Origin of the sequence: Kitasatospora sp. NPDC059973, from assembly GCF_042737525.1 — a bacterium.
GTDB lineage: Bacteria > Actinomycetota > Actinomycetes > Streptomycetales > Streptomycetaceae > Kitasatospora.
The window spans coordinates 1-17,972 of record NZ_JBHWUI010000100.1 but is presented as its reverse complement, the minus strand read 5'-3'; the positions used below and the strand labels follow the sequence as shown (position 1 = coordinate 17,972).

Annotated in this window: 15 protein-coding genes; 12 read left to right on the top strand and 3 right to left on the bottom strand. The window is 75.1% G+C overall.

The annotated features are described in order from the left end of the window. Positions 1–419: 419 nt before the first annotated feature. Positions 420–1,271 (top strand): universal stress protein, encoded by an 852-nt coding sequence (locus tag ACFWA9_RS25165; protein ID WP_380389939.1) that lies wholly within the window; start codon positions 420–422, stop codon positions 1,269–1,271. A gap of 42 nt (positions 1,272–1,313) precedes the next feature. Here the strand turns inward: ACFWA9_RS25165 and ACFWA9_RS25160 are convergent, their stop codons facing one another. Next, positions 1,314–3,197 carry an amino acid transporter gene (locus ACFWA9_RS25160; protein ID WP_380389961.1) on the bottom strand — a complete coding sequence of 628 codons (1,884 nt, stop codon included), beginning with the start codon at positions 3,195–3,197 and terminating at the stop codon, positions 1,314–1,316. A gap of 438 nt (positions 3,198–3,635) precedes the next feature. Between ACFWA9_RS25160 and ACFWA9_RS25155 the strand changes: the two genes are divergently transcribed. From ACFWA9_RS25155 to ACFWA9_RS25145, 3 genes are all read left to right on the top strand, one after another. Further along, positions 3,636–4,313, top strand: coding sequence for a TetR/AcrR family transcriptional regulator (locus ACFWA9_RS25155; protein ID WP_380389937.1), 678 nt, complete (start codon positions 3,636–3,638; stop codon positions 4,311–4,313). 163 nt (positions 4,314–4,476) lie between these two features. After that, positions 4,477–4,671, top strand: coding sequence for a DUF1918 domain-containing protein (locus tag ACFWA9_RS25150; RefSeq protein WP_329491028.1), 195 nt, complete (start codon positions 4,477–4,479; stop codon positions 4,669–4,671). Positions 4,672–4,720: 49 nt separating this feature from the next. Further along, the gene (locus ACFWA9_RS25145; protein WP_380389935.1) at positions 4,721–5,368 is read left to right on the top strand and encodes a DedA family protein; all 648 of its coding nucleotides are present in this window, start codon (positions 4,721–4,723) and stop codon (positions 5,366–5,368) included. 16 nt (positions 5,369–5,384) lie between these two features. Here ACFWA9_RS25145 and ACFWA9_RS25140 read toward each other — a convergent pair whose 3' ends face one another. Then, on the bottom strand, positions 5,385–6,128 hold the full coding sequence (locus ACFWA9_RS25140; protein ID WP_380389933.1) for a PIG-L deacetylase family protein: 744 nt from the start codon (positions 6,126–6,128) through the stop codon (positions 5,385–5,387). Positions 6,129–6,381: 253 nt separating this feature from the next. On the opposite strand from ACFWA9_RS25140, the gene ACFWA9_RS25135 reads away from it, so the two are divergent. From ACFWA9_RS25135 to ACFWA9_RS25125, 3 genes are all read left to right on the top strand, one after another. After that, positions 6,382–7,020 (top strand): ArsR/SmtB family transcription factor, encoded by a 639-nt coding sequence (locus tag ACFWA9_RS25135; RefSeq protein WP_380389931.1) that lies wholly within the window; start codon positions 6,382–6,384, stop codon positions 7,018–7,020. Next, positions 7,017–8,339, top strand: a complete 1,323-nt coding sequence (locus ACFWA9_RS25130) for an MFS transporter (protein WP_380389929.1) — start codon at positions 7,017–7,019, stop codon at positions 8,337–8,339. The genes ACFWA9_RS25135 and ACFWA9_RS25130 overlap by 4 nt, the downstream gene beginning before the upstream one ends. A 122-nt stretch (positions 8,340–8,461) precedes the next feature. After that, a complete protein-coding gene (locus tag ACFWA9_RS25125; RefSeq protein ID WP_380389927.1) occupies positions 8,462–10,492 on the top strand; it encodes an FUSC family protein in 2,031 nt (676 codons plus the stop codon). A gap of 82 nt (positions 10,493–10,574) precedes the next feature. Here the strand turns inward: ACFWA9_RS25125 and ACFWA9_RS25120 are convergent, their stop codons facing one another. Continuing rightward, the gene (locus tag ACFWA9_RS25120) at positions 10,575–11,978 is read right to left on the bottom strand and encodes an amidase (RefSeq protein WP_380389925.1); all 1,404 of its coding nucleotides are present in this window, start codon (positions 11,976–11,978) and stop codon (positions 10,575–10,577) included. 320 nt (positions 11,979–12,298) lie between these two features. Here ACFWA9_RS25120 and ACFWA9_RS25115 point away from each other — a divergent pair, with 320 nt between their 5' ends. The 5 genes from ACFWA9_RS25115 (at position 12,299) to ACFWA9_RS25095 (ending at position 17,942) form a co-directional block, all read left to right on the top strand. Next, on the top strand, positions 12,299–13,258 hold the full coding sequence (locus ACFWA9_RS25115; RefSeq protein WP_380389923.1) for a carbohydrate kinase: 960 nt from the start codon (positions 12,299–12,301) through the stop codon (positions 13,256–13,258). 161 nt (positions 13,259–13,419) lie between these two features. Continuing rightward, on the top strand, positions 13,420–15,213 hold the full coding sequence (locus tag ACFWA9_RS25110; RefSeq protein WP_380389921.1) for a beta-galactosidase family protein: 1,794 nt from the start codon (positions 13,420–13,422) through the stop codon (positions 15,211–15,213). A gap of 145 nt (positions 15,214–15,358) precedes the next feature. Continuing rightward, positions 15,359–15,706, top strand: a complete 348-nt coding sequence (locus tag ACFWA9_RS25105; RefSeq protein ID WP_329491019.1) for a GntR family transcriptional regulator — start codon at positions 15,359–15,361, stop codon at positions 15,704–15,706. Beyond that, positions 15,703–16,677 carry a DUF1648 domain-containing protein gene (locus ACFWA9_RS25100; protein WP_380389918.1) on the top strand — a complete coding sequence of 325 codons (975 nt, stop codon included), beginning with the start codon at positions 15,703–15,705 and terminating at the stop codon, positions 16,675–16,677. Before ACFWA9_RS25105 ends, ACFWA9_RS25100 begins: the two co-directional genes overlap by 4 nt. Before the next feature lie 125 nt (positions 16,678–16,802). After that, entirely contained in the window at positions 16,803–17,942 is a 1,140-nt protein-coding gene (locus tag ACFWA9_RS25095) for a serine hydrolase domain-containing protein (protein WP_380389916.1), read from the top strand. The last annotated feature ends 30 nt before the right edge of the window (positions 17,943–17,972 follow it).

Below are 17,972 nucleotides of genomic sequence, written 5' to 3'. Positions count from 1 at the left end.
CAAGCCTTTATGGCACCCACCCTGACATCGGCCTCACGCCAGGCATTTCCGGGCCTCCCAACTGCCCGATCCTGGAGCAAGCTCCACCCAACGACCGGGCACCCAGCACCCCGCAGCCCCTGGAGGCAGCACCCGTGGCACCTCATGACGCCCCATGGCACCGGATGACACCAGATGGCACCACCCCCGCACCAGGCGATGCCACGACGCCACCCGCAGGCACCCCACCGGCCCGCCCGACATCCGCCCCGGCCCCCGGCCCTCCCGGACGAGCACCCGGCCCCCGACCCGCGCCCCCCGACCCGCCCGCCCTGCCACCGCGCGGGTCGCGGCATAGCCTGGACGCAGGACCGGACGCGGTGCCCGTGCGAGCACCGGGCTGCCCCGCGACGCCGCCCCGCAGTCAGGAGGAGCCGGCCATGAGAAACCCCGTCGTCGTGGGCGTCGCCGCCTCGCAGTCGAGCCTGGAGGCCGTGGACTGGGCGTCGGACGAGGCCTGGCTGCGCAACGCGCCGCTCCGCGTGGTCCACGCCTGGTTCGGTGAGGCGGCACACGCTCCCGCGGGTCAGGAGACCCGGCTCAGCAAGGACGCGGGCGCCGGCCTGCTCGACGCGGCCCGCGAACGCGTCCTGCTGAGGCACCCCGGCCTCGCCGTCGTCACGGAGCTGGTGGACGACCATCCGCGGCAGGCGCTGGCGGCAGCGGCCGAGGAGGCCCTGCTCCTGGTCCTGGGCGCCCGGGGTACGGGGGGCTTCCCCCGCCTGCTGCTCGGCTCGACCAGTCTCCGGGCCGCCGGCCACGCCGCCTGTCCGGTCGTCGTCGTGCACGACACCGGGGCAGGGGCCGGCGGCGGCGTGCTGGTGGGTGTCCAGGGCAAGGGACACGACGACGAGGTGCTCGCCTACGCCTTCGACTCCGCGCGGCGCCGGAACCTCCCCCTGTTCGCCGTCCACGCCTGGGCCTATCCGCTGGTCGCCGGGCCCGCGCACGACCTCCCGCTGGTCTACGAGGAGGCGGACATCGCCGCCGAGCACGACCGGCTGCTGGCCGAGGTGCTGGCCGGCCCGCGCGAACAGTTCCCGGACGTCACCGTGACCGCGACCGCGGTGCGTTCCAACCCGGCCCGCGAGCTGGTCGCCGGGTCGCAGACCCAGCGACTGGTCGTCGTCGGACGCCACGGTGAGCAACGCGGACCGCTCGGCAGGCTGGGCTCGACCAGCCAGGCGGTCGTCCGGCACGCCGGCTGCCCGGTCGCGGTCGTTCCGGTCTGAGCGCCCGCCCCGCCTCGACGCCCGCAGCCCCCGGATTCCCGCTCACCCGACGTGGACGCGGGGGCGGCGGCCGCGGTCCGGCTCGGCCTCCCGCAGCACCTCGCGGGTGACCGGCGCGACCTCGCCGTGGCCGAACAGGAAGAACCGCAGGAACTGGGCGAACGGGTTGCCCTCGGTCCACTCGAAGTAGATGTGCGGCTGCTGCCCCGTCCGGTCCCGGACTTCCATCAGGAGGGCCGCCAGGGCGTTCGGCACGCTGGAGCTCTCCAGGGTGAGCACCCGGTAGCGGTCGTGCAGGACCTCCCCGTGGACCTTCAGGACGGTCTCGAACTCCGACGGGTCGAGCACGGTGACCTCGACGAAGACCAGGTCGTCCTCGGCGGGGATGTCGTTGTCCGCCCGGATCTGGCGCTTCTTCTCCTGGTACTCCGCGAGGTCCCGGTTGTTCGGCTCGTTGGCGATCAGGCGCAGCGGGCGGTGCGTGTAGTCGCGGACGAACCGCTCGGCGGCCTCGTCGAACGCGACGTCCGTCACCCGCAGCTCGAAGGCCCGCTTGAGCCGGGAGAGCAGCGACAGCAGGATGATGCCGGCGATGAAGCAGGCACCGATCTTGACGCCGTCCGGCCGCTCGGCGATGTTCAGCGCCGTGGTGTAGACGAAGACGGCCGCGATCACCGCGAAGCCGATGGTCCAGTTGCGCTGGCGGGCCTTGTGCGCGGCGATGGTGACGGCGATCGCGGCGGAGCTGATCAGCACCAGCACGCCGGTGGCGTACGCGCCGCCCTGCGCGTCGACGCTGGCGTCGAAGATCCAGGTCACCAGGAAGGCGATCAGGGTGAGCACGATGACCATCGGCCGCACCGCCCGCGCCCAGGCCGGCGCCATGCCGTAGCGCGGCAGGTAGCGGGGCATCAGGTTGAGCATGCCCGCCATCGCCGACGCGCCGGCGAACCAGAGGATGAGGATCGTGGCCAGGTCGTAGACGCTGCCGAAGGCGCTGCCCAGGTACTCGTGCGCCAGGTAGGCCAGGGCCCGGCCGTTGGCCTCGCCGCCGGGCTCGAACGCCGCCTTCGGGATCAGCAGGGTGGTGATGAAGCTGGTGGTGATCAGGAAGACGCTCATGATCAGCGCGGCCGTGGTCAGCAGCTTCCGGGCGCCCCGGATCCGGCCGGTCGGCCGTTCCTCGGTGTCCTCCGGATCGCCCTCGATGTGCGGCATCACCGCGACGCCGGTCTCGAAACCGGACAGGCCGAGCGCGAGCTTGGGGAAGGTGATCAGTGCGACGCCGATCATCGCGACCACGTTGCCGTGCTCGGTGGTCAGCGCGTCCGACCAGTCGGTGACCAGGTGCGGGGAGCGCGCGACCTCCCAGAGCCCGGTGGCCACCACGACCACGTTCAGCGACAGGTAGATCGCGACCAGCACCACGGCCAGGCCGATCGCCTCGCTGAAGCCCTTCAGGAAGACGCCGCCCAGCAGCGCGACCAGGACGAGCGTGATCAGTACCTGCCGGCCGCTCAGCGCACTCTGCAGGTGCGGGTTCTCCACCAGGTGCGCGGTGGCGTCGGCGGCCGACAGGGTGATGGTGATCATGAAGTCGGTGGCGGCGAAGCCCAGCAGCGCGAGGACGAAGAGCTTGCCCTTCCAGAACGAGAGCAGCCGCTCCAGCATCGCGATCGAGCCCTCGCCGTGCGGGGACTCCTTCGCGACCCGCCGGTACACCGGCAGGGCGCCGAACAGCGTCACCAGCACCAGCACGATGGTCGCCACCGGGGACAGCAGGCCGGCCGCCAGTGCGGCGATGCCCGGCTGGTAGCCGAGCGTCGAGAAGTAGTCGAGACCGGTCAGGCACATCACCCGCCACCAGCGGGCGCCCTGGTGCTCGACGGGCGCCTGCGCGTGCGGCCCGGGGTACTGCTTGGCCATGTCGGCCAGCCCGTCCAGCAACCACGCACGCAAGCGCTGCCGCCCCGACGCCGCGGCCCCCGGATCGGCTGAACCCGACGAAACCAAGCCGCACCCCTGTCCACCGACCCACGCCGCCTCACCGTCGGGCGACGGCAAGGCGACAGGATATGCGGCTCGGATCAGCGGACCGGGCAGCGTCGGGGCGATGTCGCCGCAATGGCGGAACACTCTCCCCCGGCCGCACGCACCCGCGGCCGCCCGGCCCCGGCTGCCCGCGCCCGGCCCCGGCCCCGGCCCCGGCCCCGGCAGCAGGCATCGCGGTCCCGGCGGCCGGACGGCGACGACCCGCCGTCGACCGGGCGACGGAAGCGCGGCCGAAGCCCCGCGGCGAAGAATATGAGCACGGCTCACAGCGATGATTCGCCCGTGGAACACCCGATGCGGCACAGTGGCCCCATGAGCGCGGACACGAGGAGTCACCGGGTGGCCGGGCAGGGCGGACCGGGCCGGCGGCGGCCGGTGCAGCAGCGCAGCCAGGAGCGCTACGAGCGGCTCCTGGACGCCTGCGCGGGGCTGCTCGACGAGGTCGGCGCGGCCGCGCTCACCACCAAGGAGGTCGCGCACCGCGCCCAGGTGCCGATCGGCACGCTGTACCAGTTCTTCGCCGGCAAGGAGGACCTGCTGGCCGCGCTCGCCGGCCGCAACCTCGACCACTACCTGGAGCGCCTCGACCGCCGGCTGCTCGACGCGGCGCCGACCGGTGCCGCGGGGTTCACCGACCTCGCGGTGGACGAGTTCGTGGCGATGAAGCGGGCCGTCCCCGGCTTCGGTCAGGTGGACTTCGGGCTGGCCGGGGCGTCCGTGCCCGCCGGGGTCCGGGACGACCTGCACCTGCTCGACACCGACCTCGACAACAACACCGCTGTCGCGCTGCGCCTCCAGGCCCTCGGCGGCGACCTGTTCGCGACGGCCGACCCGGCGGCGCTCACGCTCGCACTGCGGGTGGCCCTGGAGGCGGCGGACGCCGTGCTCAAGCTCGCCTTCCGGAGCGCTCCGGACGGGGATCCGGCGCTGATCGGCGAGTGCAAGCGACTGGTCCGCTGCTATCTCGCCGAGCAGTTCGGCCCCCACTGACCGGGCCCGCCCCGTGCCCCGCCCGGCGACGTCGACCGGCCCACGACGACACCCGCCCCCCGGCACCGGCCGCACGGCCAAGCCGTTGCGGGCCCGCCCCCGCCGCAGCAGAGTGGAAGCAGAACGGCCGCCCGCGCGGCCATCGCGACCCGAGGAGCAGACCATGCACGCAGCGGTAGGTGACCAGCTCCACATCCACAGCAGGGCGGTGGGCATGGTCGACCAGAAGGGCGAGATCATCGAGGTGCGCGGCGCGGAGGGCGAGCCGCCCTACATGGTCCGCTTCGAGGACGGCCACACGGGGCTGATCTACCCCGGCCCCGACTGCAACATCGAGCCCCGCCAGGCGCTCCGCTGACCCATCCGACCGCCACCCCGGGCCCGACCGGCGCGGGGTGGTGAGCCACGTGTCCGAGCCCGCACTGCCCGGCCCGCTCGCCGGGCTCGCCCCGCTGCTCGACGAGTACGGCTACGCGGCCGTGGCGCTCTTCGTCCTGCTGGACAACTGCGGCATCCCCGCGCCCGGCCAGACCATCCTGGTGCTGGCCGCCGTCTACGCCGGCGCCGGGCACCTCGACCTGGCCGCCGTGGTCGGGATCGCCTTCGCGGCCGCCGTCCTCGGGAACAGCCTCGGCTACCTGATCGGCAGCACCGGCGGCCGCGCCTTCGTCCACCGGTGGGGCCGCTACGTGCTGCTCACCCCCGCCCGGATGGAGCGCGCCGACGGCTTCTTCGCCCGGCACGGCGGCAAGGTCGTCACCGTGGCGCGCTTCGTGGACGGGCTGCGCCAGACCAACGGCATCATCGCCGGCACCACCGAGATGCCCTGGCGGCGGTTCCAGCCGTTCAACGTGCTCGGCGCGGCGCTCTGGGTGGGGGTCTGGTCCGCCTTCGGCTACCTGGCCGGGGCCAACATCGGGGCCGTGTACCGGACGGCGGTCCGGTACCAGCTGTGGCTGCTGGTCGCCGTCGGCGTGCTCTGCGCGGCGCTCGCCGCCCGGCAGCTGCTGCGCCACCGGCGGCGCCGCCGCGAGCACGCCGACCACGGCTCCTGATCCCGCGCGGCACGCCTCAGCGCAGCGGGAACACCTCGAAGGGGACGGCGAACCGGGTGCCGAGCCGACTGCCGGCGCCCCGGCCGAAGCCCTCCAGGAACTCCTGCGGATCGGCCATCGCACCGCCCAGCCCGGCCAGGTACGCCTTGTGCTCGGCGAGCGAGGCGACGCCCTTGTCGAAGTGCTTGGTGGTGTCCACGGCGTGCCGCGACTCGGGCGAGCCGGCCGCCCAGACCGCCCGCACCCCGTTCCACGGCTCGTACCCCTCGGCCACCAGCTCGCGGAACACCCAGCGGTTGGCGGCGTCCCGGACCGCGTCCAGGGTGGCCCGGCCGACCGCGATGTGGTCGGCCTGGTTGAGGAAGACCCCGCCGTACGTCTCGCGGAAGTTGCTGGTGATGACGATGTCCGGGCGGTGGCGGCGGACGGCCCGGGCGATGTCCCGGCGCAGCGGCAGCCCGTACTCCAGCACCCCGTCCGGGTGGCCGAGGAACTCGACGGTGTCGACGCCGACCACGGCGGCGGAGGCGATCTGCTCGGCCTCGCGGAGCGGGCCGCAGTCCTCGGGGCTCATCGAGTCGATGCCGGCCTCGCCGCTGGTGACCATCACATAGACCACCTTCTTGCCCTGGGCCGTCCAGCGGGCGACGGCGGCGGCACCGCCGTACTCCATGTCGTCGGGGTGGGCGACGACCGCCAGCGCGGTCTGCCAGTCCTCGTCAACGGGCTCGAACGGCTCGGGTGCCTGCTGGTCGTTCATGGTGGTGCCGCCTCTCGGTGTCGCGCTCCGCGCAGTCTCCGGGACCGCACGGTGGTCATACAGTCGTACCGCTGGCGACTCTAGAAGATCACCGCCCCAGGCGGGCCGACGTGCCCCGGAGGACGTCACTCCGGTTCTCCGCCCGCCTCCGCACGCTCCCCACACTCCTCCGGGCCTCACTCCGGGGCAACTTGCAGAGCATTCTCTGCAGAGATGCCTGTGCAGAGAACTCTCTGCACCCTACGATGGCGCCATGACCGAACACCCCGCCCCCACCGAGCCGCCGGACCCGACCGAGCCGCAAACGCAGCCGCCGGCCGACCGGCCGCTCCGCCGGCTGGACGCCCGCAGCCTGCGCGGGCTGGCCCATCCACTGCGGATGCGGATCTTCGAGCTGCTGAAGCTGGACGGTCCCGCCACCGCCACCCGGCTCGCCGAACGGCTCGGCGAGAACACCGGCACCGTCAGCTGGCACCTGCGCCACCTCGCCGAGCACGGCTTCATCGAGGAGGACACCGGACGCGGCACCAAGCGCGAGCGCTGGTGGCGGCGGATCCCCGTCCGCAACGAGCTGAACACCGCCGAGTTCCGGGACGACCCGGACAGCCGGGGCGCGGTCGCGCTCTACACGAACGAGCTGGTGCAGCAGTACTTCAACCGCGTCACCTCCTACCTCAGCGAGGACTGGGCGGGCGACTGGCGCAACTCCGGCACCATCGCGGACTGGACCAACCTGCGCCTGACGCCGCCTCAGCTCAAGGCCCTCAACCAGGAGTTGTTCGAGGTGATCGGCCGCCACACCCCCGCCCCGGACGCCGACCCGGCGCCGGACGCGCTGCCGGTCGTGGTGCAGCTGCAGTCCTTCCCCCGTACGTCGCGTGGTGCCGAATGAGCGCCGGCGCCCGCGGCTCGCTGCTCCGCCGCAACCGGGACTTCCGGCTTCTCTTCACCGGCGAGGTTGCCGGCAGGTTCGGCGGCGCCCTCACCAATCTGTCGTTACCGCTGATCGCCGTCGGCGTCCTGCACGCCGGCGCCTTCGAGGCCGCCCTGCTGGTCGCCGCGAAGTGGGTGCCCTGGCTGCTGATCGGCCTGCCGGCCGGCGCCTGGGTCGACCGGATGCGCCGACGGACGGTCATGCTCGTCTCCACCGCCGTCTCCCTGGTGCTCCATCTCACCGTCCCCGCCGCCGCCGTGCTCGGCGTCCTCACCGCCGGCCAGCTCCTCGCGGTCGCCACGGCGACCGGCGCCGCCGAGGTCTTCTTCCAGACCGCGTACACCGCCTACCTCCCCACCCTCGTCGCCGAACCGGACCGCGCCGAGGGGAACGCCGCCCTGCACGGCAGCGCCTCGGCCGCCCAGATCGTCGGGCTCGGCGCCGGCGGCGCCGCCGCCCAGACCTTCGGCCCGGTCAACAGCCTGCTCGCGAACACCGCCACGTTCCTCCTCTCGCTCCTCTCCACCGCCGCCATCCGCACCCGCGAGCCCGCCCCGGCGGCACGCCGCGGCGACCACCCGGGCACCACGCCGACCCCCCGCCCGAACCTGCGGCGCGAGGTCTCCGAGGGCCTGCGCCTGATCACCCACGACGTCTGGCTGCGCACCTTCGCCCTCCACGGGGCACTGGCCAACATGGCCCTGATGGCCTACCAGTCGATCCAGGTCGTCTTCCTGGTCGAGCAGGCCCGTCTCTCCGACGGCGCGATCGGCGCGGTGGTCGGCGCCGCCGGTGCCGGCGGCGTCCTCGGCGCGGCCGTCGCCCGCCGGGTCGGAGCCGCGATCGGCACCGCCCGCGCCCTGATGCTCTTCCTGTTCTGGGTGCCGATGCTGGCCCTGCTGATCCCGCTGACCGGGCCGGGCGCCGGTGTCGCCTGCTACGTCCTCGGCGGTTTCGCCGTCTCGGCGGGCATCGTCGCCGGGAACGTCCTCCGGGCCACCTTCCAGCAGCGCCACGTCCCCGCCCGGGTGCTCGGCCGGATCAGCGCGAGCGGTTCCTTCCTCAACTACGGCGCCATCCCCCTCGGCGCCCTGGCCAGTGGCGCGACCGCCTCCGCCGTCGGGGTGGTGCCCGCGATGTGGCTGGCCACCGCCGCCGTCCCGCTCGCCGCCGCCGTCCTCTGGCTGTCCCCGCTGCCCCACCTGCGCGACCTCCCGGACGGCTCCGCCGCGCCGGCCACCCCGGCCGCCTCCCCCACCCCGGTCGGCCGACCCTGACGGGGCGGCACCCCGCCCCCCGGCACCCCGCCCCCGGCACCCCGCCCCCCGGCGCCGCGACACCGAGCCGTCCGGCGCGCCGACACCGGGCCCGCCCCGGCCCGGAGCCGTACGTTTCTCGTATGGCACGGAGCGCACGAGCCGGCCGGCTCGCACCCCCCAGCTGGCTCACCGCGGGCCTGCGCCCGCACCCCGCGCCGATCCCCTGGGCGGCCGTCGCCCGCGCCGCCGTCGCCCTCTCCGCACCGCTCGCCGTCGGCCTCGCGGCCGGGCAGCCCCAGTACGGCGCGCTGGCCTCCATGGGGGCGCTCTCCGGAGTCATCGGCGACACCGCCGACGCCTACCGGATGCGGGTCTACAACATCGCCGTCCCCCAGCTCTTCGGCGCCGTCGGCGTCACCCTCGGCACCCTGGTGTACGGGGAGGGCTGGCTCGCCGTCGTCGTGCTCACCCTGATCGCGCTGGTCTCCGGCATGATCTCCTCGATCGGTTCGGTCGCCTCGGTGTCGGGGCTGCTGCTCCTGCTCAACGCCGTCGTCGGGGCCGGCCTGCCGATGCCGGCGCCCTGGTGGAAGCCGCCGCTGCTGCTCCTCCTCGGCGGCCTGGTGGTGCTCGCGCTCACCCTGTTCGCCTGGCCGCTGCGCGGTGGCGTCCCGGAGCGGACGGCGGTCGCGCAGACGTACCGGACCGTCGCCGACTTCCTCCGGGCGGCGGGCACCCCCGCGCACGACGAACGGCGCCTGGCCGTCACCCACTCGCTCAACCGGTCCTACGACCTGCTGCTCGCCCACCGCACCCGTCGGCACGGCCGCTCCCCCGGCCTCACCCGGCTGCTCGCCCAGCTCAACGCCGTGATCCCGGTCGTGGAGGCCGCCTCGGCGGCGAAGCTGCGCCCGGCCTCGCTCGGCCCGCTGCCGGACGCCTACCAGGCGGCGGCCCGGGCCCTGGCCGACACCGTCGAGCGGGGGCGGCCCGGCGAGCCGCACACGCTGGACCTGCCACCGCCGACCGGTCCCTCGGAGCGGGCCGTCGACCAGGCGCTGCGGTACGCGGCCGCCGTCGCCGGGGAGCCCGCGCCGGACCCGTTCGGCGGGGCCGACCGGCTCGGCCGCCCCGCCGTGCTGCACGTCCGGGCCCGCCGCACGGCCCGCGCGGCCCTGCTGTCCGGGGCGTCCTGGCGCTACGGCCTGCGGCTGGCCCTGTGCATCGGCGTCGCCCAGACGCTGGTCTCGGTGATCGCCGTCCCCCGCTCGTACTGGGTGGCGCTGACCGTCACCTTCGTGATGAAGCCCGACTTCGGCTCGGTCTTCTCGCGCGCCGTGCTGCGGGCGTTCGGCACGGCGGTCGGCCTGCTGATCGCCATCCCGGTCCTCGCCGAGGTGCCGCGCGGGTGGTGGGACGTGCCGACCATCGCCCTGCTCGCGATGCTGATCCCGGCGTTCTCCGCGAAGGGCTACGCCTTCCAGACCGCGGCGATCACCCCGGTCATCCTGCTCCTCTCCGACCTGCTCAACCACCAGGGGTTCCGGCTGGTGGCGCCCCGGCTCTACGACTCGCTGATCGGCTGCGGGGTCTCGCTGATCGCCGGCTACCTGCTCTGGCTGGAGTCCTGGCACACCCGGATCGGCGACCGGCTCGCGGACGCCGCGGCGGACACCGCGGCCTACGTCAGGCTGGCGTTCGACGCGGACCCCGGCCGGGACCAGTCGGCCCGGCTCCGCCACCGGCGCCGGCTCTACCGCGACCTGTCCGCCGTGCGGTCGGAGTTCCAGCGGGCGCTCACCGAACCCCCGCCCACCGGGGCGCGGGCCGCCGCGTGGTGGCCGCTGGTCATCGCCGTCGAGCGGATCGTGGAGGCCACCACGGCCACCCGGGTCCGGATCGACCACGGGGTGCCCCCGCCGCCGGCGGCCGAGGTCGCCGCCATCACCCGTGAGCTCGACGAGCTCGCGGCGGCCCTGCGCGCCGACGCTCCGCGACCCGCGACCCCTCCGCCGTCCGACCCGGCCGCCGGCACCGGGCGGACCGGCGGAGAGACCGGGCCGGAGACCGGCGAGGAGTCCGGCGGAGAGTCCGCCGAGGACGGCGTGCTGGCGCCGCTGCGCCAGGAGGTGCGGGCCGCCCGGGCGATCGCCTCCCCGGGCCCGGGCTGAGCACCGGCACCCCCCTCACGCGGGACGCCTCTCCCGGCCCGGCTTGAGCACGCACCACGCGGGACGCCTGCCGACCCCGCGCTCAGTCCTGGATCCGCTGCCAGGGCCGGTCCGCCTCCAGCGCGAACGCCAGCTCCAGCAGCAGCCGCTCCCGGCCGTGCGCGGCCGACAGGTGCACCCCGATCGGCAGCCCGTTCCCGGCCGACTCGGCGGGCAGCGAGATCCCCGGACCGCCCGTCACGTTGTTCACCGGGGTGAAGGCCACGTACCGGCCCAGCCGGTCCAGCAGCTCGTCGAACGCCACGTTCGGGCTCAAGTGCCCTATCGGCGGCGCGACATGGGCCAGCACCGGCGAGAGGATCACGTCGTGCTCGCGGAACAGTCCGCCGTACGCCGCCTCCGCCTGCCGGAGCCGGCGCAGCACGCCGGGCGTGCGCAGGAACTCCCGGTGGAAGCGCCGCCGCAGCCCCGCGGTCAGACCGTCCAGCTTCCGCGCCTGGAAGCCCGGGTCCAGCAGCAGCCGGCCGGTGGTGGCGATCATGAAGGCGATGCAGCCCCAGTAGAGCGTGAAGTCGCGGGAGAAGTCCTCGCCGAACGGCAGCGTCGCGGGCGTGACCTTGTGCCCCATCGCCTCCAGCCGCGCCGCCGTCCGCTCGACCGCCTGCCGGGTCGGCCCGTCGGTGACGGCGATCGGGGAGTCCACCACCAGGCCGACCCGCAGCGGCCGGTCCCCCGGGCCCTCCACCAGTCCGAGCGGCGGCAGCGCCGGATTGCGGTGGTGGAGTTCGGCGGCGGCGAAGAAGGCGGCGGTGTCCCGGACGGAGCGCGTCACCACACCGTCCGTCACCAGGTCGATCGGCAGCCGGCGGCCCTGGTCGTTGGCGACCAGCCGGCCGCGGGTCGGCTTCAGGCCGACCAGGCCGCAGCAGGCGGCCGGTATGCGGATCGACCCGCCGCCGTCGTTGGCGTGCGCGATCGGCACGACGCCCGCCGCGACCAGCGCGGCCGCGCCGCCGGAGGAGGCCCCCGGCGAGTGCGAGGTCCGCCACGGGTTGCGGACCGGCCGGGCCTCGGCGAACTCGGTCGAGGCGTTGAGGCCGAACTCCGGCATCCTGGTCTTGCCCAGCACCGCCAGGCCGGTGCTGAGGAACTGCTCGGCGAAGCCGGCGTCGCGCCGCGCCGGCTTGGCGCGGAACGCCGAACTGCCCTGCCCGGTGGGCATCCCCCGCAGGTCCACGTTGTCCTTGAGGTAGCTCGGGACCCCGAACAGCGGGGCCCCACCACCGGCCGGGGCGCTGCGCGGCTGGCCGTACGACGCGAACGCGACGGGTGCCAGCGCCGCGTCGACCCGCTCGGCGCGCGCCGCCGCGGCGGCGGCCAGCTCACCGGAAGCGACCTCGCCGGACCGTACCAGCGCCGCCAGCGCGACCGCGTCGTGCTCCCCCAACGCGTCGTCCCCGAACGCGTGGACCCGCTCCTCAGCCATCCGAACTCCCCATCCCTACCGGTCGGTAATACCGCGCGAGTTCCGCAGTCTAGGCGTGCTCCGCCCGCCCGGACACCCCACCGGACGGCCGGGCGGGCGGGCCCGGCGACCGGCCCTGGTCCGGGATGCCCGATCCGACGCACCGTGAGCAACGCCGTGAGCGACGCCGTGAGCAGCGCCCGCCCGACGCCGTGCGGGCCTTCGGTGCTCCCGCCCCGGCGGCATCCCCCCGTACGCTGAGGTGCCCCGGGAACACCCCTGCGGTGTCGCCCGGGACGCCCGGCAGCACCCAACGAGCCCTCTCCCGAAGGCGGTCCGCCATGACCCGACTCCCGGTCGCCGTACTCGGCGAGTGCGTCGCCGACGCGTTCACCGACTCCTCCGCCGAGCGGCGCCCCGGCGAACTCGCGCTGCGCGTCCTGCCCGGCGGCGGCCCCGCCAACACCGCCGTCGCGCTGGCCCGGCTGGGCACCCCGACCCGCTTCCTCGGCCGGATCTCCGCCGACCCCTTCGGGGCGCTGTTCCGACAGCACCTCGACTCCTCCGGCGTCGACCTCGGCGGCAGTGTCGCGGCGGCCGAACCCAGCACCCTGGCCATCGCCACCGTGGACGAACTGGGCCAGGCCCGCTACTCGTTCCACGCCGAGGGCACCGCCGACTGGGCCTGGACGCCGGCCGAGCTCGGCGCCCTCCCACTGGCCGGCGCGGGCTGTCTGCACACCGGCTCGCTCGCCCTGGTCCGCGAGCCCGGCGGCCCCCGCGTCGAGGAGTTGCTGACCCGGGCCCCCGGCCGCCCGACCGTGTCGATCGACCCCAACGTGCGTCCGCTGCTGGTCGATCCGGCACGCTACCGGTCCCGGCTCCCGCACTGGTGCGCGGCCGCCGACATCCTGCGGCTCAGCGCGGACGACCTCGACCTGCTGCTGCCCGGCGTCAGTCCCGAACGCGCCTGCGACGAGTGGCACCTGGCCGGCGTCCGACTGGTCGTGATCACCCTGGGCGGCCGGGGCGCGCTGGCCTCGCTGGACGGCGATCGGCTGACCGTCGACGCCCCGCGGACGGACGTGGTCGACACCATCGGCGCCGGCGACGCCTTCACCGGCGGCCTGCTGCACCACCTCGGCGGGATCGGCCGGCTCGGCGGCCGCCTCGACGGGCTGACCCCGGAGGAGGTGCACGACGCCTGCCGCTTCGCCGCCCGGGTGGCCGCCCTGACCTGCTCGGTCGCCGGCCCCAACCCACCCTGGCACGCCGACCTCCGGGACCGGGCCGACTCGTAGCCCGACGCCCCGCACCGGCAGGCCGTACACCGGCATCCCGTCGGCCGCCCCGGGTAGGCTCCGAAGATCACCCGTGCACCGCCCGTCGGCCCCTCGACCCTCGCCCGGCACACCACGATCACTCCGCGATCCCACCGTGTTCCCACCGAAGGCAGGCCCCCTTGCTCGACTACGACGACACCGGGTTCCGCCGCGCCGGCGCCCCGCACCGGATCATCTCCGGCGCCCTGCACTACTTCCGCGTCCACCCCGACCTCTGGGACGACCGCCTGCGCCGGCTGCGCGCGATGGGCGCCAACACCGTCGACACCTACGTCCCCTGGAACTTCCACGAACTGTCCTCCGGCGAGGTCGACTTCACCGGCTGGCGGGACATCGCCCGGTTCGCCGGGCTGGCGCGGGCGAACGGCCTGGACGTGATCCTGCGCCCCGGCCCGTACATCTGCGCGGAGTGGGAGTTCGGCGGCCTCCCGGCCCGCCTGCTCGCCGCCGACGGCATGCGGCTGCGCTGCGCCGACCCGGCCTTCCTGGCCGAGGTGGACGGCTGGTTCGACGCCGTGGTGCCCGAGATCCTGCCACTGCTGGCGAGCCGCGGCGGCCCGGTGGTCGCCGTCCAGGTCGAGAACGAGTACGGCAGCTACGGCGACGACGCCGGGTACCTGGCCCACCTGCGCGACGGCCTGCTCGGCCGGGGCCTGGACTGTCTGCTCTTCACCACGGACGGCGCCGAGGACGCCATGCAGCAGGGCGGCGCGATCCCCGGCCAGTTGGCCACCGCCACCTTCGGGTCGCGGGCCGCCGAGCGCTTCGCCGTCCTGCGCCGCCACCAGCCCAAGGGCCCGCTGACGGCGATGGAGTTCTGGATCGGCTGGTTCGACCGCGTCGGCGGGCCGCACCACGTCCGCGACGCCGGGGAGGCCGCGCGCTCCCTCGACGAACTCCTCGCGACCGGCGCCTCGGTCAATCTCTACATGGCCCACGGCGGCACGAACTTCGGCTTCTGGTCGGGCGCCAACCACTTCGGCGCCCATCCGTACGACGCCGGGTACGAGCCCACCGCCACCAGCTACGACTACGACGCTCCGATCGGCGAGGCGGGTGAACTGACCGAGAAGTTCCACGCGTTCCGGTCCGTCATCGCCAAGTACGCCCCACTGCCGGACGCGGCGCTGCCGGAGCCCGCCCCGCGCGTCGCGCCGCAGCGGCTCGCAGGCCCGACCGGCCGCACCCGCCTGCTGGCCTCCCTCGACGCGCTGTCCACGCCGGTCCGCAGCGCGACGCCGGAGCCGATGGAGCGGGTCGGCCAGTCCCTCGGCCTGATCCACTACCGCACCCGGGTGCCCGGCCCCCGCCCGGCCGCGGCGCTGCGGATCGACGGGATCGGCGACCGGGCCCTCGTCTTCGCCGACGGCGTGCCGCTCGGCGTCCTGGACCGCAACGCCCCCGGCGGGACGCTGCCACTGGAGAGCGGCCCGGCCGGTGCGGCGCTCGACATCCTGGTGGAGGCACTCGGCCGGGTGAACTACGGCCCTCAGCTGGACGACCGCAAGGGCATCGGCCGCGGCGTCTCGCACGGCTCCCAGCGCCTCTTCGACTGGGAGATCCGCCCGCTCCCGCTCGACGACCTGGGCCCGCTCGCCTTCGGTGACGCCACCGCACCGGCCGCCGCCGGCGACCCGGTCTTCCACCGCTTCGAGGCCACGCTGGACGCCCCCGCCGACGCCTTCGTCGCCCTCCCGGACTGGGGCCGGGGCCTGCTCTGGCTGAACGGCTTCCTGCTCGGCCGCTACACCCGGCAGGGCCCGCAGCGCACCCTCTACGCGCCGGCCCCGCTCTGGCGGGCCGGCCGCAACGAGCTGGTCGTCCTCGAACTGGAGACCCACGGGGAGGCGGTCGAACTCCGCGACACGCCGGACCTCGGCCCCACGGCGGCGGCGCCCAGCGCGGACTACTGAGGCCACCCGGAGCGCCGAGCCCCCGGCGCCCGGAACCCGGCGGGCCCCCGCCCCGCGAACGGCCTCGGCCGGCGCGGCCGGTGGCGGTCCGGCCGCGCCCTCGGCGATGGCACTATCGCCATATGGTGCTACTGTCGATATCACCATGTTGCTCAAGCTGGACCTCACCGACAACCGCCCCCTGCACGAGCAGGTCGCGGGTGCGATCCGGCGCGCGATCGCCGAGGGCGAGTGCGCGCCGGGCGACCGACTGCCGCCCGCCCGGGAGCTCTCCCGCGCGCTCGGCGTCAACGCCAACACCGTCCTGCGGGGCCTGCGGGCCCTCCGGGACGAGGGAGTGCTGGAGTTCCGCCGGGGGCGCGGCGTGACCGTCGCCGGCGGCGCCGGCCAGCGCGCCGAACTGGCCCGGCAGGCGGCCGAACTGGTCGCCGAAGCGGCCCGCCTGGGGTACAGCCGGGCCGATCTCGTCGAACTGATCAGGAGGCTGCCGTGAGCAGTGGGGGGAACCGGAATCGTGGAGCGCGCTGGAGCGCGGCGGCCTGGGTGGCCGGCGTCCTGGCGGCGCTGGTCGCCCTGCCGCTGAGCGCCGCCGGGCGGCTGCCCGAGCGGGTGGCCACCCACTGGGGCGACGGCGGGCACCCGGACGGCTCGCTGCCCCGCTGGGCCGTCCCGCTCTTCCCCGCCCTGATCTGGGCGGTCCTGGTGCTGGTCCTCGCCCTGCTGACCAGGCGCACGACCCTGCCGGCGCGCCCCTGGTTCGGCGCGACGCTGCTCTTCACCGGCGTCCTGCTGACCGGCGCCCAGGCCGCCATCGTGCACGCCAACCTGGACCGCGCCGACTGGGCCGAGGCCGACGGGGTCGGCGCCGCGGTCGCCCTGACCCTGGGCGCGGCCCTGCTCGCCGGCCTGCTGGGCCTGCTCGTCGGCCGGCGCGGCACGACGGCCGCCGCGGCCCCGGCCGGCGGACCGGTGCTCGACGTCCCCGTGGGAGAGCGGTTCGTCTGGCTCTCCTGGACGACCAACCCCTGGCTCCAGCTGACCGCCGCCGTGTTCGGTCTGGCCTCGGCGGCCGGGGCGATCGCCGCGGCCGGCGGCCTCATCGACGCCCCCTGGGCGGCGATCGCCCCGCTGGCCCTCGTCGCCGCGGCGGTGCTCGGCTGCTCCTCCGTCCAGGCCCGGGTGACGCCCGAGGGCCTGGAGGTGGCCTTCGGCCCGGCGGGCTGGCCGGTCCGGCGCTGGCCGGTCCAGGACATCGAGTCGGCCCGCGTCGAACAGCGGACGCCCGCCCAGGTCGGCGGCTGGGGCTACCGGCTGAGCGGGCTGGGCACCACCGTGATGCTCCGGCGCGGCGAGTGCCTGGTCGTCCACCCGCGCACGGGCGCGGAGTTCGCGGTCAGCGTCGACGACGCCGAGCGCGGCGCCGCCCTGCTCAACACCCTCGCGGCGCGGCGGGCCGACGGGTGACCACGCCCGGCCCAGCCCCGAAGGAACCGCGTGTCCGGCAGGAATGCGCCCGGCCCACCGGTGGTTGACGCTTCGACAGGCCGATGATCAAGGCCTGACCAGGTGCGCGACCCCGGGGGGAACCAATGTCGAGCAGTACCACCGTCCATGGCAGCGTTGCGCCGGGATTCGAGGGGGTGCGCGCGGAGTTCGCCGCCGTCGTGGCCACCGATCCGGGCCACGGCGGCGCCCAGCTGGCCGCCCATCTGGACGGCCGCCGGGTGGTGGACCTCTGGACGGGCGAGGGCATGGCGGGTGACTCGCTGCTCTCCCTCTACTCCTCGGCGAAGGGCGCCGCCCATCTGGTGGTGGCGCTGCTGGTGCAGCGGGGCGTGCTCGGCCTGGACGAGGAAGTGGCCCGTCACTGGCCGGAGTTCGCGGCGGAGGGCAAGGCCGGGATCACCCTGCGGCAGGTACTGGAGCACCGGGCCGGACTGATCGGTGTCGACGGCGGCTTCACCGTCGAGGAGTTGGCGGACGACCGGCGGATCGCCGCCCGGCTGGCCCGGCAGAAGCCCTACTGGGAGCCCGGGACGGCCTACGGCTACCACGCCTTCGTCATCGCCGCGCTCACCGGCGAGGTGGTCCGCCGCCGCACCGGCCGGTCCGTCCAGGAGCTCTACGAGGAGGAGGTCCGGGCGCCGTACGGGCTCGACTTCCACTTCGGCCTGCCGGCCGGTCTGGAGCCGCGCCACCTGCCGGTGCTGGCCGCCCGCCCCACACCGGAGCAGCGCGCGGCGGCCGGCGGGCCGCCCGCTCCGGACAGCCTCACCGGGATCGCCTTCAACCTGAACGCCGACCCGCCCACCGACCTGGTGGAGTTCGCCGGCACCCCCGCGGTCCGCGCCCTCGGCCCGGCCTCCGCCGGCGGGGTGGGCAGCGCCCGCGGGCTGGCGGCGATGTACGCGGCGGCCGCCTTCGGGCTCGACGGCCGGCCGCCGCTGCTGACGGCGGAGACGATCGCCGAGTTCGGCCCGGTCCGGACGACCGGCGTCGACCTGGTCACCGGTGAGCGCGACCACTTCGGCCTCGGCTTCGAGGCGCAGGGGTCGCGCTACCCCTTCCTGGGGCCGGACGCCTTCGGACACAGCGGCGCGGTGGGCGCCCAGTCGTTCGCCGATCCTCGCAGCGGAGTGGCGTACGGCTACACCCGCCGCAGGTTCGGCACCGAAGGCGGTGGTGCGCCGGAGAACCACGCGCTGGCCGCGGCCGTCCTCCTTGAATAATAGTCTGTGCGCTGTGGTCGGTTGAATTTG